Source organism: Lacicoccus qingdaonensis (assembly GCF_900101075.1).
In the GTDB taxonomy this organism is placed as follows: Bacteria; Bacillota; Bacilli; order Staphylococcales; family Salinicoccaceae; genus Lacicoccus; species Lacicoccus qingdaonensis.
In genome coordinates this window covers 90,852-104,564 of record NZ_FNFY01000007.1, presented here as the reverse complement: position 1 = coordinate 104,564, position 13,713 = coordinate 90,852, and the positions used below count along the sequence as shown (strand labels likewise).

The window sequence follows — 13,713 nt, the reverse complement described above, 5'->3', positions numbered from 1 at the left end:
GTATTACTTGATTGAGGCTGCCAATTCAGTCCGCAATAATATTCCGACGTTTCGTGCGTACTATCAGAAAAAGAAAGCAGAAGTCCCCAAGCATCAACACAAAAGAGCCCTCGTCCTTACCGCAAGAAAACTTGTGCGTCTGGTGGATGTCCTACTACGCAACCACCAACTCTACATGCCGGAAAGGAGTGTGTAATTCGGGCATAATATTGACTCGAATCCTTTCATCCAACGCCTAGGAAAAATGTGAAATTACGCTAGGCTTATTTAAGTATGCTTTAAATCTGTGATTCAGTTGTCGCCTCTACTGACGTTATGAATACATCAATTTGACTTAACACCACAAGTCTTAGATTGTTATGAATAATTTTACAATTTTATATGAAATATGTAAAGATATACTAATACTGTTTAAAGCCTTCCAATCAGGTGTAAAAGTAAAAAAAGTTAAAACTTCGATTTTTTAAAAGGTGAATTATGTTGAAAAACTTACTTGTTTCATTCACTGCACTAAATTTAATATATTTTATGGTGACAGTTTTTATCAACCAAAATACTGATGTTGAAAATTTCTTTATGCTGCCTTTTGGTCTCCCTTCAGTGATCGCTTTTGTATTATTCTTTGCAGGCATCGTCACATTAATCAATGAGAACAAAAGATATGTCAGTTGGCTTATGGTTGTTATAAACGGACTTTTAATGATCGCGCCTCTACTATTGATTATTTTTATATAAGGTTTACGTGTTCATACTTTAATTATAAAAGAGGGAGTAAAAATGAGAACAAAGAAATTTTTAATACTGTTTGGACTTGGTATGTTAACGGGGATATTGTTACTGACATTCATGAGGACACTTGGATTACCGACATTTGAAACATTTCTGACGGCCGTATTTGGTGAAGATAATATCTGGGCTCAAGTATTTTCTGCATTGTTGATACTGCTTATCCTGATCAGCATGTTTAAAATGATGAAAAAAACGGATCTCACTTCATAAGTTCTAAAGTATCGAAACTGCGGAAGTTCACCGGAAAAATGCGATAATATCACTTAAAACAGAAGCAGGTCAAAGTCTGAAATCATGACTTTGACCTGCTGTTGTTATCATCTTTTCATTTCTTTTACAGGAATCCATACTTCGCTATAAGCATAATTTTCTTTTTCGTCATCCATTAAAGTGAATGAAAATGAAGGTGCATCAATCACTTCGTAGTTTGAGGATGGCAGCCATTCAGAATATGTCCGGGCCATTGTATTTTGAAGTGTCTCGGGAAATTCTCCTTCATTCGGGAACACTGCCCACGTGTGTGCATCAACTCTGACCATATCAAGAATTGGACTGATATCTTCCGATGTGGTCAGCACTCCGATGGTATGCGTCAAATCACCTTCTTCTTTTAGAAATTTTTCGTCCGCATCATATGAAGCATTGACAATCTGTTCCGGATCAATATTCTGGAGTCTGTGCATCTCATTTTTTTGTTCTCCGGTAATGCTTTCCGCGAGTTTAACAATCTCGTTATTCACGCCTTCGAACTGCATCGGGACTCTCTTACTTACTCCTGCAATCGTGAATGCAGGCATCTCTTTGATTCGTACTTCCATATTTTCTCCTCCTCTGACATCTACATAGAAAGAAAGTTTTGGAAATGATGTGATCGTTCCAGTTAGTTTGACATCTGATGGCAAATAGCCACTCCATGCCTTGAAAGCCCTGGTGAAACCATCCAGGGACTGGTAACCGTATTTGAATGCAACATTGGTCACACTCTCACCTTTCACCAGTTCGTGATTTGCCATGGCCAATTTTCTTTTCTTAATATATTCACTAAGTGACATGCCGCTGATATACTGAAATATTTTCCTGAAATGATAATCGGATTCACCTACAAAATCTCCGACATCTTCCACTTTGATATCATTCAAAAGATTTTCTTCAATATATTCAATAACATCATTCAGAGTTTTAATCATCATTTCCACCACCCTTTCGAATCTTATGCTACACACCAATGAAAAGAATCACTCGATGTTTTTATGTCGATTTAAGTCGGATGACATCACTCAAAGTGCTTATTCATGATTTATATCGGGTATTTTGAATTAAAGCATAAAAATAATCAGAAAGGAAGTTTTCAATGAAATCACTATCTGAATCTACAGCGTTAATTACCGGTTCAACTGATGGACTCGGTAAAGCGACTGCTGAATGGTTTTCTGAAAAAGGTGCCAATGTGCTTCTGCACGGCAGGAATGAAAGTAAAGGACAAAAGACTGTTGAAGATATTAAAGATGTGACTGGCAGTGATCGCCTGAAGTATTATAACGGGGATTTCTCTTCTCTTGATTTTGTTGCAGCAGCTGCAGATGAAATACTTGCAGACGGAGAAAAGATTGATATTCTGATCAATAATGCTGGTATCGGAGGCGGACCAAAGTCAGGCAGCCAGCGGCAAACAACTGAAGACGGATTCGAATTGATATGGCAGGTGAATTATCTGGCGCAAGTGCTGTTCACCAGGAAGTTACTCCCTCTCATGAATGAGGATTCCAGAATCATCAATGTCGCATCTGTCGGCCAGGCCGATCTTGACTTTGAAGATCTGGACATGGAAAAAAAAGTATGAAGGATTTCTTGCTTATTCCCGCAGTAAACTTGCACTGATCATGTTCACATTCGACCTTGCTGATGAACTCACTGCTAAAAACATCATCGTCAATGCTATTCATCCCGCAACGCTGATGAAGACAAACATGGTGAGCGAACATTTCGGCATCCCATTATCTTCTGTGAAAAAAGGACGTAAAGCACTGACCGCTCTTGCTTCTTCAAAAGAAGTGACTGGTGAATTCTTTGATGGTAAAAGGCGTGCAAAAGCATTGGAACAGGCGTATGACATAAAATCGAGAGAAAAACTGAAAAGAATGACAGAAGACCATTTATACAATTATTTAAAGACATGATCAGATCATCATTGATTTCTTAAAAATATGAGCTGATCCATGTTAAGAGATCACTTATAAACAAGTAATTAAAAGTTATAACACCACTCGCAAGAAAAAAGATCATTACAATCTTTATAATCGAAACTGATTCGACTAATTCTTTCATCAAGCATGTACCTCCTTCGTATCTTATAATTTCGAAACCATTTTAACTGGCAGATAGATCAGGAAAACATGTGCTAAAAATGGCATCAGAATATAAATTACAATATCGTCATTTAAGGAATAATCCATGATTACGAGCAAAAAGACTGCAGTCACAATACTGATTACCAGCCCTATGAAAGGCGTCCAATTCAAATATGTGTTTAAACTTTTTTCCTGTTCTTCACTAAGCATTTTTTATCCTCTTCCAAACAGAATTTTTTCACTATGCAACGCCATCGGTTTTCCGTCTATAGTTAAATGCGGTGAGCAGCGGAAGCAGAATCAGAAAAATCCAAAACTCTGGTCTATGAATATTCAAGAAATCCATTCCCGGCGTCCCGGCTATAAAATTCATGGATATGACTGCAGCCCATAAAAATATCAAAGCAAGCAGTTTCATGCTTTTTTCGTTACCTTCTCTTTTGCTGACAGACGCTTCATCCATTTTGTCTTTGTTTACTGCTTCGAATATTGCCATCACAATGATAATGATCCATGCCAATGCCATCGGCGCATATTGTATTGTAGTGGACATCCAATTGGAATCATGGAAAAAATCCAGCATGAATGCCCATAAAAGTGAAACATATAATATTGCCATCAGATAGAAGCCTTTGTTTTGCATACTTTTCACCTTTAAATAGAATTGAATATTTTAGTTATTATTCTTTTACCATATTGTGAAAAAGATAAACTATTATTATCCTTTAGAATAATAATAATAGTTATGGAAAATATGTCTTCAGTATTACTGGAACCATTTATGTTCCGGCCAGTGCAGACCGTCCAGTTCACCTGTCTCTTCAATGTATTCGTCCTTGACCAGATATTTATAGTCTGTCCGGTGAAGAAACTGCACCATTTCCTTTTTCTTCATTGGATCGCCGGGATATACATCATAGTCCCTGCGTGGAAATTGATCTTTGAAGGTCATATCGGCAAGTGTCGCGAGCAGGATCTCGGGATTAAAATAATTTAACTTGATTGTTAAAGGTCCACCAGCAGATTTAGTACCTTCGAAGATAAATATTTCATGGGCAGTGCCCCGCTCCCAGTATGTAATATCTTCATAAAACACTTTATACTCATCTTTTTTCTCTCTGAGGATGAAGTATTCATCCGTCTCCTGATAGGACATATCAAATTTCCGTCGCATAAAATATGTCAGTACCAGAAAGATGACGAATATAACTGTAAATACTATCGCCATCTCGGTTTCCCCCGTCATAACACCAATCACCGCAAAAATCCCCGTGAAAATTGTCAGAAATACCATTACTCTTGTAAAGAAAATCTTTAATTGTCCGGGCTTCTGTACATTTTGGGTGAATTTTCCCTTACTGCGTTTTCTTTGTACAGCAATCACTATAACTACGATGCCCATCAATATGAACATAATCAGATGTCCCGGTATTCCAAGATGTGTAAACATAGTCTCTTTCTCATTTAGAATATTTCATATCCAAATGAACCCATTCCGGTCCGCTTGTTCAAAACGATTGAGGTTCCCAGATGATGAATTCGTCAAACAACAAATGTATCTTTGGAAATGTTATCATAATACTAGAAGGTATTTGAAATTTTCTAATATATGTTTAAACTTATTCTTTAAATAACAGATGCAATCTAATATAATATTGAAGATGTAAAGTGAATACTGCCGATTAAAATTTAAACGAAGGAAGTGTATATATGTACAAAAAGATTTTACTCCCATATGATTTCGGAAACTCTTTTACCAATGTTCCTGAACAACTGGTGAAACTGACAGAGAACGATGAGAATTCCATCATCACGGTTTTCAACGTCATTTCAGAAAATGAGATGGCAGATAACGTGAAATACCATGGAAAACATTTCGAAGATATTTCCAAAGATAAAGTTGAAGACTTGAAGCCGTTCACCGATCAGCTGGATGAACTCGGCTTGAATTATGACATTCGCATCAAGACAGGACGTGTTATTCAGGAACTTTTAAAAGAGATCAATGAAAATGATTATGAAATTGTGGTCATGAGCAACAAACGTTCTAAAATGGCGATCAAACATGTACTCGGCCATGTCACCCACAAAATCGCCAAACGGGTGAACACGCCTGTAATGATTGTTAAATAATTTGAAATACCGGATAAAGTCGAAACATGAAAAATGGCGATTCATCTCAATTAATTGATGAATCGCCATTTTTAGAGCCTTTTTACCTCGGATATCCTTCTTTAAATCTCTCATTTAATCTTCTTTTTCATATTCTCTTAATTTATGCAGATACAGCGGTGCATCCATCGGATCGGTGACGACGAGTTCAATGAGACCCGCTCCGTCAAACTGCTCTGCGTGTTTAATGGCTTCGTCCAGTTCTCCATTAGTACGTGCCCGGGCTTTAAACACTTCTTTGGAAGCTGCCAGCCCATCTGCCAATGTCATATAATCCCATGCCGGTATATCATTATAGTCCGCATAAGGGTGTTCTGTGTTCAAATATCTTTCAATTGTGTAACCCTGATTATTCAACAGAAAAATAATCGGTTTATAACCCTTATCAATGATGGCGCTCAGTTCCTGTACAGTGAACTGGAATGCACCTTCACCGACAAATAAAAGTACGCGTCGATCCGGTGCGGCCACTGCTGCACCGAGTGCGGCAGGTGTGCCGTAACCGATGCTCTGCCAAGAGCCGTGTGATAAAAACATTGAATTTTTGGGCAGCTTCACCTGGCTCATGCCGTAGGATAATGTCCCTGTATCCACAACGAGTATGTCATCCTCTTTCAGCATATCTTGAAATCTCGGGTAATACGAATCAGCAGTGAGTGCCTCATCCGCTTCACCTGCGATATCATCATAAATTGAAGGCAGCTGCTGCACTGCCCCTTCTTCACGGTAATCCACATCCATCAGTGATTTCAGAATGTCCGCCGCATAGACATTTTCAAACACTTCATCTGCGACTAATGTTGAATAAGGATGAATGATGATCATCTTGTCAGTCTTTAAATCCGCAGTATACTTGGCCAGATTGAAATCAGACCATAACATGCCGACCGCTATGATGCAGTCCGCCTCTTCGACGGTCTTACGAACATGATCATCCCCGAAAGCACCGCCGTACATTCCGATATACTGGGGATGTTGTTCATCAAAGCCGCTTTTGCCCTGCAGCATCTGTACCACAGGCACATTCAGTTTTTCAGCAAGCGCCTGCACTTCTATTTCCAGACCGTAACGGACTGTATTGAAGTCGATAAGCATGACTGCATTTTCAGCACTGCCCAGCTGATCACTTGCTTTCAGAAAGACTTCATCCATCAGGCTGGTGTCGGTCATCTTTGCAGATTCCGGGGTTTTTATTTCTCCGACGGGTTTTGTTACCTGATCGAACGGTATATCCATATAGACCGGTTTCTTTTTTTCTTTTGCGATATGGATGGCTTTTGGAATTTCCGTCCCGGCGTTATCTGCAGTGACTTTAACGGCGTAGGCCGTAATATGTTCATACATATGTCTGAACACTTCAAAATTACCGTCCATCAGTGTATGGTGGACATTCTTTTGTTCCTTCTGGTCACCGAGATCAGGAGAACCTGCAATGTGTATCAGAGGGATATTTTCGCTGTAGGCTCCGGCAACAGCATTGCTCGCACTCAGTTCGCCGACACCGAAAGTCGTAATCATTGCAGCCATGCCTTTCACCTGTGAGTATGCGTCAGCTGCATACCCTGCGTTCAATTCGTTGCGGTTATCTATGAAGTTCATATCTTCATAATCTTCCAATGTATCAAGCAGGGAAAAGTTGAAATCTCCGGGTACACCGAAAATATCATCGACCCCTTCCTGTTTCAGACAGTCAAATAAAAATTCACCAACAGTCCTTGTCATCTGTCCAACCACTCCTTATCATCTTCATTACTTTAATCTTCCCTGATATAGGATGTATTAATCAATGTAATCCACATATATAAAAGTGCAGCCGCCAAATTTATTTGACTGCTGCACTTTACATAATATAACTTGACTTTTTAATTCATCGATTCAATATTCTTTCAGCATTCTTGTGCATAATACTATCCATCACTTCTTGTGAAAAGTATTTACGATACTGATTAAGAGCGTAATCATACGGTGCATTCGGGTAACAGCTGGCATACAGTATCTGTTTTTCCAGACCTTTATCCGCGGCATCAGCAAGTGCTTCCGCTCCCGGAAAGCCCATATAGAAGTCTGGACATAAGTATAGATTACGGAAATGCATCGCCACCGCTATCCCTTCTTGGATAAACGGCCAGCCTGCATGGGAAACGATCACTTTCATCTCCGGATATTTGTGCAGAACCGGGATGAGATGTTTTGGGTTGATATAGTCATAATCCGCTTCTTCATCATTCAACGTGAGCAGCATGCTCAGTGTGATGCAGAATGGCAGATCATATTTGACACATGCATCGAATATCGGGTGAAGACTTTCATCGTCGATCTTTGTATGGGGCTCAATCTTGGTCGGCGCGACGGCCACCCCGCTGAAAACATCTGTCGGAGCATATTCTTCAATCGTTTCGACCGCTTCTTCGACCGTCATGTCTTCGATGCCGATAAAACCGTAAAATCTGTCACTATCATCATTTTTAAGAAATTCATACAATTCCTCATTCGAACTGCCGGGTGAATTGTTTCTGCCCAGGATGACCGCTTTCGTGATTCCCATTTCGTCCATCTCTTTGATGACATCATCAAATGTCTCTGAAGCTGTCGGTTCAAAGTCCGGCAGATTACTGAACAGTTTTGTAACCGGCGTCCGTCCTGCTTTGAATAATTCCTCCCATTTCGGAATCGGCGGTTTCATCTTAAAATCGATAATCATTTTATTCGCCCACTTTCTCACGTACATTTTTCATATTTACAAAAGGACGGTCAAATTCCAGCTCGCCCTTGATCTGTCTGACGAAAACATCTTCTCCACCGAGCCATTTGCCAAAGTCGAAGATGACAGGTTCCCGGTCGGGTCCCATCACAAACCATGCACTCAGGTCTTTAGGAAAATACACGGATGTGTGGATCGTTCCTGCAGATGCAGCGTACTTATTGGAAAAGACACCGTGTGCCGGACTGCTCATCACTTTATACGACTCATAAGGGTTCAGAGCCGTCTGCTGGCCCGTCAGTATCGTCTCTTCCCTCTGGCGGGTCTCTTCCTGACGGTACCGGTTTTCTTCATTCAATATATGAAAATGGTTCGTACATACATTGGATTCCCTCACAACGACATTTCTCGGCGATGCTTCAACGACATATGACCTGCCGGACGCATCCAGTAACGGATAACTGAAGGAATGCCTGTGCGGAATTTTCTTGAGCAGGGCAATCGCTTCATCCACATCGGCGCAGTTTTCAAGAACCAGTCTGCCGATCATATTACAAATGAAACCGTCATTCGATTTCTTGCTGTGGGTGAAGTTGTAACCGAGCACAAGCCCTTTTTCGTTCATGCCGTCTATGCGCCCTGTAATTTGCATTGACGGGCCGATCACTGCGTAACCGCCGTCTGTCGGCTGATAGAAAAGATACCTGCCCTCGTAACCTCTCGGATGGCTGTCATAATTGCGGACCATGAAGTCAGGATCCATGAATATTGAACAGCCGCTCGCCGTGTATTCCAAATAATAACCGCCGAACTGGCGGATTGCTTCTTCCTTATCCATATCGAGTGCATCGGCAAGACCTTCGATTTCGTCCAGCATCTTTGGTGCGATGTCCGTCATGACACGTAGAAACTCATCAGGGTCGATGATAAAGTGACGGTGCTTTCTCGGTTTCCACTGCCGTTCGCGGTTTTTAAGTATAGGTGAACGCTTAAGCAGCTCCCCCTGGTAATATCCGAACTCATAATGTGTCCCTCTGAACTGGATGACGTCGCTGTAGTACTGTTTCATTGTCCGTTCACTCCCGTATTTTCTCTATAGACAGTGTACGTGATATTATCAATCGTGTGAAATTAACGGCTCGCAGTAAAAAACTCCGGCGTACCGGAGCTTTTCATTTGATATTATTCTTTATCTTCACTGAATTCGCTGACTGCGAGAATCGCATTCGCAATCTCTTCAGGTGTAATCTTGCTGCTCAGATTGCCGAATGTGTCATTCGGATCTGTTGCCAGCTCCCCGACTTTGACAAGATCCTCAAAGCTTGTGTCTTCAAGGTGCATTTCCTTAAGTGTTGTCGGCATGCCGATGCTCTTATAGAAATCGATATAACGTTTTAATGTCTCATCCGAACTGTTTTCAAGCAAGAGCTGGACCAGTGTGCCGTAAGTGACTTTTTCACCGTGAGACAGATGGTGGATATCACCTGACAGAGTTGTGAATCCATTATGAATGGCGTGAGCTGCTGCGAGTCCGCCATTTTCGAAACCGAGTCCTGAAAGAAGCGTATTCGCTTCAATGACCGCTTCCACCTGTGGTGTCACGATACCTTTCGCTGCAGCCTTATGAGCAGCGTGTCCGTGTTTGAACAGTATCTCTTCACATTTCTCTGCAATGGCGACAGAAGCTAATGTCGGCTGGCCGCCGACCATGTTTTCTCCATTGCTCTTCAATACGGCTTTTGCTTCGACAAGTGTTGCCATCGCATCACTGATCCCTGAAGTGAACAGTTTGACCGGTGCATTGACGACAACTTCCGAGTCTATGATGATGAGGTTTGGATTCTTATCGTAAAATCTATACCCCGTAAACTCACCTTCGTCGGAATAGATGACCGACAAGGAACTTGACGGTGCATCGGTTGATGCCGTCGTCGGTACGATGATGACCGGTGTGCCAAGGTTATCAGCGATGGCTTTGACCGTATCCAGCGTCTTACCGCCGCCGACGCCGATAACGATATCCGAGTCATTTTTCTGACCGCTTTCCGTCAATCTGTTAATTTCATTTTCTGAAGCTTCGCCGTTGAATTCTTCATATACAAAATCTATATCTGCATTTTTAAAGCTTTCAGTGATTTTTTCTTCAGTAATTGACCAGACCATTTTGTCTGATATGACTAAAGGGTTTTTAGCAAGCTTTTTAGTCTCTTCACCCAGTTCATTCAGAACGCCTGCGCCCTGTATATATTTTCCCGGTGATTGGAATACAAATTTCGCCATTCTAAAAAACCTCCATATTATAAATAGTCTATACAATATCTATCCCTTAATCAGAAGCTTTAAACATACACCGGGTATAAAGACGTAAAAAAGATGACTCCGAAGAGTCATCCTTTTAGTAGTCCTTATAATAATCATCGCTGGATGGTTCATCCGGCGGATCTTTGATTTCTGTTTCATCTGTCGTTTCTGTTTTTTCAATTTCCGGTTCCGGTGTTTCTGTTAGTTCTGTGTCTTCTTTGCTGCCTTCACCGCCGTCATCCGAGTCGACTTCAGTGTAATTCGCTTCTGTCGTAGCGGATAGATTGTTCAGGAATCCTTCGAGGTCAAAACCTGTCATCTGGCCCATGCTTTCCTGAAGTTTTGCCATCGTGCCCGTCACAGTATTCGGCAATGAGCTCAATTGCTCGCCTTTTCCGCCGTCGAGGATACGGATGGATTCAACATTGTTCAGTGAATCGCTGACTGCTCTAGCAAATTCAGGCATGATTTCAATCAGCTGTTCCAGGATGATGACATCTTTGTGCTCAGCCATCGCTTTCGCACGGCGTTCAATCGCTTCAGCTTCTGCAAGACTCTTCTCTCTGATGACTTCAGCTTCAGCCTTACCTTCAGCCATACGGGATTCTGCTCTAGCTTCCGCTTCTTTCGTCTGTGCATAGTAGTCGGCTTCAGCCTGTTGTCTTCTGACTTCGACCTGCTGCTTCTCGAGTGCCACGTCATTTTCACGTTCCATCTGGCGAAGCTTCAATTCATTCTGCTTCTCCTGTTCGACGATTTCGAGACGCTGTCTTTCAACTTCAAGACGGCGTTCTTCTTCTTCGAGCTGTCCCGCAGCTCTTGCAGCAGCATTCTCTTTCTCTGTTTCCGCAAGGATTTTTGCATCTTTCAGATCTTTTTCCTTACGGCTGTCCGCAATATTCATTTCTCTCTTATATTGCTCGTTGGAAATGTCTTCGTTGTCTTTTGCCTGCTGGATTTCAGTTTCACGTCTGTTTTCAGACTCTGCAATCTCAGCCGCTTTTTTGACTCTCGCAATTTGCGGACGTCCCAGGTTTTCAAGATAGTTCTCATCGTCTTTCAAGTCTGAAAGTCCGAGTGAAGTGATCTTGAAGCCCATTCTGTTCAGCTGGTCCTGCGCAATTTCACGGACCTGCTCGTTAAAGCTTTCACGGTCTTTATTAATCTGCTCGACCGTCATCTTGGACAGGATTGCACGAAGGTTAGAGTTCAGCACTTCGGAAATTTCATGCTCGATATCATCCTGGTCCTTACCGAGGAACTGTTCTGCGTACTTGACGATACCATCTAGATCATCCGCCACTTTAACCGTCGCCACGGCCTGGCCGTAAATGCCGACACCTTCAAGTGTGTATACTTTCGGCGTTGAAATCTGCAGCTGGAAGGATTTAAGTGAAACTCTTGTTCCCGTCTGGAACAATTTCAGTCTGTGACCGCCGCCGCGGATGACTTTCATGTAACGTCCCTGATCATCCTTATAGATGTTCGTCTCTTTCGTCTCGTCACCGAGATTCGGACCTGTAACAATCAGCGCTTCGTTGGAAGGCACAGTACGGTATCTTGCTTTCATGAACAGATACCAGCCGATCGCGCCAATGATGAGCACCGCAACGATCGCGATTATTACAAGTAAAGTACCTGTAATTTCAAACATATGTAGACCCCTCTTCTATTATATTGAAATCTCCTTTAAGATTTCCATAAATCACTTCGTGAGTCAATGAATTATAGGCATTCGGCGTATATTTCATGAAAAAACTTTTTGAATCAGACGAGAATATTGGTATGATATTAACAAAGTAAAATCTTTTGGAAAGAAGGTATGAGTATGAATAACAACAATTCAAAAAGTGTGCTCCTGATCGGAGCAGGTATTTTAAGTACGACATTTGCTTCATTGATAAAAAATATTGAACCGGACTGGAATATTAAAATATTTGAAAGACTGGACCAGCCCGCGATTGAAAGCTCCAACGAGAAAAATAACGCCGGTACCGGACATGCTGCGCTGTGTGAACTCAACTATACAGTGGAACAGCCGGACGGCTCCATCAATATAGACATGGCAAAAGTCATCTTTGAGCAGTTTGAAGTTTCCAAACAGTTCTGGGGCTATCTCGTCGAGTCGGGACAGATTCAAAATCCGGACGAATTCATAAGACCCCTGCCGCATCTCAGTTTTGTACAGGGAGAAAAAAATGTAAACTTCCTGAAAAAACGGTTTGAAGCGATGTCAACATTCAAAATGTTCGAAGGTATGGAATACTCTGAAGATCCGGAAACCATCAAAAAGTGGATTCCGCTGATGATGGAAGGCAGAGATGCCGACGAAACGATTGCGGCAAGTAAGATCGATGGCGGAACCGATGTAAGTTTCGGGGAATTGACGCGTAAACTTGCGCATAATATCAATGAACATGAGTCTGCGAAAATCCATTATAACCATGAAGTTGCCGCTTTCAGAAAACTTGACAACTCAAAATGGGAAGTTGAAGTGCACAACCTGGAAACGGGTGCAAGGGAGTTCCACGTCACTGACTATATCATTGTCGGTGCGGGCGGAAATGCGATTCCGATGCTTCAAAAAACTAAAATTCCCGAGAGCAAAAACCTTGGCGGATTCCCGATTACCGGTGCGTTCCTTGTATGTAACAACCCGGATGTCGTCAGCCGTCACGATGTAAAAGTTTACGGTAAAGAACCCGAAGGCACACCGCCGATGACGGTCCCTCACCTGGACAGACGCTACATTAAAGGAAAAGACAGTCTGCTCTTTGGACCGTTCGCAGCAATCGGACCGAAATTCCTCAAATACGGTTCAAATACGGACCTGTTCAAATCAGTGAACAAGGATAACATTTTGACGCTTGCTTCTGCAGGCATCAAAAACCTGTCACTGATCCAATATTCCATCCAGCAGGTCATGATGGATAAATCAGACCGTATGGAAGAGCTGCGTAAGTTCGTCCCTGATGCGAAAGATGAAGATTGGGATCTTGAGCTCGCCGGAAAACGTGTACAGGTCATCAAAGATACCGAAGAACACGGCCGGGGATTCATCCAGTTCGGTACAGAAATCGTCCATTCCGAAGACAATACAGTCATTGCCCTGCTCGGGGAATCACCCGGTGCTTCCGTGTCGGTCTCCGTCGCTGTCGAAGTATTGGAAAATAATTTCCCCGAATATATAGACAGGTGGGAAGATAAATTAAAAGAGATGATCCCTTCATACGGACAGTCTCTCATTGACGACAGTGCCCTGCTGGAAGAGATAAAAGAATCCAGCAATCGGAAATTGGAACTGTAATCAGTACCTGACTTACATTTACAGATCCAAGCGTATATATTATATGTATATAATTTAATCCCCCTGCAAACAACAAATATTTGCAAGGGGATTTT

15 protein-coding genes and 1 pseudogene are annotated in these 13,713 nt (G+C 41.9%); 7 read left to right on the top strand and 9 right to left on the bottom strand.

What is annotated here, in order from left to right; genetic code table 11:
- The 3 genes and pseudogenes from BLR15_RS06130 to BLR15_RS06120 all read left to right on the top strand — a co-directional run.
- Window positions 1-196, top strand: a pseudogene (locus BLR15_RS06130) (IS110 family transposase); the annotation flags it as partial.
- A 332-nt stretch (window positions 197-528) separates the two neighbouring features.
- Window positions 529-735, top strand: a complete 207-nt coding sequence (locus BLR15_RS06125; RefSeq protein WP_143003935.1) for a hypothetical protein — start codon at window positions 529-531, stop codon at window positions 733-735.
- A 42-nt stretch (window positions 736-777) separates the two neighbouring features.
- A complete protein-coding gene (locus tag BLR15_RS06120) occupies window positions 778-999 on the top strand; it encodes a hypothetical protein (RefSeq protein WP_092985735.1) in 222 nt (73 codons plus the stop codon).
- Window positions 1,000-1,106: 107 nt separating this feature from the next.
- Here the strand turns inward: BLR15_RS06120 and BLR15_RS06115 are convergent, their stop codons facing one another.
- Window positions 1,107-1,976, bottom strand: a complete 870-nt coding sequence (locus tag BLR15_RS06115) for an AraC family transcriptional regulator (protein WP_092985733.1) — start codon at window positions 1,974-1,976, stop codon at window positions 1,107-1,109.
- 164 nt (window positions 1,977-2,140) lie between these two features.
- Between BLR15_RS06115 and BLR15_RS14375 the strand changes: the two genes are divergently transcribed.
- Window positions 2,141-2,629, top strand: a complete 489-nt coding sequence (locus BLR15_RS14375) for an SDR family NAD(P)-dependent oxidoreductase (RefSeq protein WP_218118660.1) — start codon at window positions 2,141-2,143, stop codon at window positions 2,627-2,629.
- Complete coding sequence (locus BLR15_RS14370; RefSeq protein ID WP_218118659.1) at window positions 2,598-2,966, top strand: SDR family NAD(P)-dependent oxidoreductase; 369 nt, start codon at window positions 2,598-2,600, stop codon at window positions 2,964-2,966. Before BLR15_RS14375 ends, BLR15_RS14370 begins: the two co-directional genes overlap by 32 nt.
- 171 nt (window positions 2,967-3,137) lie before the next feature.
- Here the strand turns inward: BLR15_RS14370 and BLR15_RS06105 are convergent, their stop codons facing one another.
- The 3 genes from BLR15_RS06105 to BLR15_RS06095 all read right to left on the bottom strand — a co-directional run bounded on the left by BLR15_RS06105 (window position 3,138) and on the right by BLR15_RS06095 (window position 4,587).
- Window positions 3,138-3,347 carry a hypothetical protein gene (locus BLR15_RS06105; RefSeq protein WP_092985731.1) on the bottom strand — a complete coding sequence of 70 codons (210 nt, stop codon included), beginning with the start codon at window positions 3,345-3,347 and terminating at the stop codon, window positions 3,138-3,140.
- A 31-nt stretch (window positions 3,348-3,378) separates the two neighbouring features.
- Entirely contained in the window at window positions 3,379-3,756 is a 378-nt protein-coding gene (locus tag BLR15_RS06100; protein WP_176754072.1) for a hypothetical protein, read from the bottom strand.
- A gap of 147 nt (window positions 3,757-3,903) precedes the next feature.
- On the bottom strand, window positions 3,904-4,587 hold the full coding sequence (locus BLR15_RS06095) for a hypothetical protein (RefSeq protein ID WP_092985726.1): 684 nt from the start codon (window positions 4,585-4,587) through the stop codon (window positions 3,904-3,906).
- A 260-nt stretch (window positions 4,588-4,847) separates the two neighbouring features.
- On the opposite strand from BLR15_RS06095, the gene BLR15_RS06090 reads away from it, so the two are divergent.
- Window positions 4,848-5,270, top strand: coding sequence for a universal stress protein (locus BLR15_RS06090; RefSeq protein ID WP_092985724.1), 423 nt, complete (start codon window positions 4,848-4,850; stop codon window positions 5,268-5,270).
- A 114-nt stretch (window positions 5,271-5,384) separates the two neighbouring features.
- Here BLR15_RS06090 and BLR15_RS06085 read toward each other — a convergent pair whose 3' ends face one another.
- The 5 genes from BLR15_RS06085 to BLR15_RS06065 all read right to left on the bottom strand — a co-directional run bounded on the left by BLR15_RS06085 (window position 5,385) and on the right by BLR15_RS06065 (window position 11,965).
- The gene (locus BLR15_RS06085; protein ID WP_092985722.1) at window positions 5,385-7,031 is read right to left on the bottom strand and encodes an alpha-keto acid decarboxylase family protein; all 1,647 of its coding nucleotides are present in this window, start codon (window positions 7,029-7,031) and stop codon (window positions 5,385-5,387) included.
- A gap of 145 nt (window positions 7,032-7,176) precedes the next feature.
- Window positions 7,177-8,010, bottom strand: coding sequence for an amidohydrolase family protein (locus tag BLR15_RS06080; RefSeq protein ID WP_092985720.1), 834 nt, complete (start codon window positions 8,008-8,010; stop codon window positions 7,177-7,179).
- Between the two features lies 1 nt (window position 8,011).
- On the bottom strand, window positions 8,012-9,079 hold the full coding sequence (locus BLR15_RS06075; protein ID WP_092985718.1) for a C45 family autoproteolytic acyltransferase/hydrolase: 1,068 nt from the start codon (window positions 9,077-9,079) through the stop codon (window positions 8,012-8,014).
- Between the two features lie 113 nt (window positions 9,080-9,192).
- The gene (locus BLR15_RS06070; protein ID WP_092985716.1) at window positions 9,193-10,290 is read right to left on the bottom strand and encodes a glycerol dehydrogenase; all 1,098 of its coding nucleotides are present in this window, start codon (window positions 10,288-10,290) and stop codon (window positions 9,193-9,195) included.
- 115 nt (window positions 10,291-10,405) lie between these two features.
- The gene (locus tag BLR15_RS06065) at window positions 10,406-11,965 is read right to left on the bottom strand and encodes a flotillin family protein (protein WP_245696638.1); all 1,560 of its coding nucleotides are present in this window, start codon (window positions 11,963-11,965) and stop codon (window positions 10,406-10,408) included.
- Window positions 11,966-12,139: 174 nt separating this feature from the next.
- Here BLR15_RS06065 and mqo point away from each other — a divergent pair, with 174 nt between their 5' ends.
- Window positions 12,140-13,618, top strand: a complete 1,479-nt coding sequence (gene mqo, locus BLR15_RS06060) for a malate dehydrogenase (quinone) (protein ID WP_092985714.1) — start codon at window positions 12,140-12,142, stop codon at window positions 13,616-13,618.
- Window positions 13,619-13,713: the final 95 nt, after the last annotated feature.

Excerpts from the sequence above, each read along its gene's own strand:
- BLR15_RS06080 (WP_092985720.1), bottom strand. The coding sequence starts at position 8,010 with ATGATTATCGATTTTAAGATGAAACCGCCGATTCCGAAATGGGAGGAA.
- BLR15_RS06095 (WP_092985726.1), bottom strand. The coding sequence starts at position 4,587 with ATGTTTACACATCTTGGAATACCGGGACATCTGATTATGTTCATATTG.
- mqo (WP_092985714.1), top strand. The coding sequence starts at position 12,140 with ATGAATAACAACAATTCAAAAAGTGTGCTCCTGATCGGAGCAGGTATT.
- BLR15_RS06090 (WP_092985724.1), top strand. The coding sequence starts at position 4,848 with ATGTACAAAAAGATTTTACTCCCATATGATTTCGGAAACTCTTTTACC.
- BLR15_RS14375 (WP_218118660.1), top strand. The coding sequence starts at position 2,141 with ATGAAATCACTATCTGAATCTACAGCGTTAATTACCGGTTCAACTGAT.
- BLR15_RS06115 (WP_092985733.1), bottom strand. The coding sequence starts at position 1,976 with ATGATTAAAACTCTGAATGATGTTATTGAATATATTGAAGAAAATCTT.
- BLR15_RS06065 (WP_245696638.1), bottom strand. The coding sequence starts at position 11,965 with ATGTTTGAAATTACAGGTACTTTACTTGTAATAATCGCGATCGTTGCG.
- BLR15_RS06085 (WP_092985722.1), bottom strand. The coding sequence starts at position 7,031 with ATGACAAGGACTGTTGGTGAATTTTTATTTGACTGTCTGAAACAGGAA.
- BLR15_RS06125 (WP_143003935.1), top strand. The coding sequence starts at position 529 with ATGGTGACAGTTTTTATCAACCAAAATACTGATGTTGAAAATTTCTTT.
- BLR15_RS06100 (WP_176754072.1), bottom strand. The coding sequence starts at position 3,756 with ATGGCAATATTATATGTTTCACTTTTATGGGCATTCATGCTGGATTTT.
- BLR15_RS06075 (WP_092985718.1), bottom strand. The coding sequence starts at position 9,079 with ATGAAACAGTACTACAGCGACGTCATCCAGTTCAGAGGGACACATTAT.
- BLR15_RS06120 (WP_092985735.1), top strand. The coding sequence starts at position 778 with ATGAGAACAAAGAAATTTTTAATACTGTTTGGACTTGGTATGTTAACG.
- BLR15_RS06105 (WP_092985731.1), bottom strand. The coding sequence starts at position 3,347 with ATGCTTAGTGAAGAACAGGAAAAAAGTTTAAACACATATTTGAATTGG.
- BLR15_RS06070 (WP_092985716.1), bottom strand. The coding sequence starts at position 10,290 with ATGGCGAAATTTGTATTCCAATCACCGGGAAAATATATACAGGGCGCA.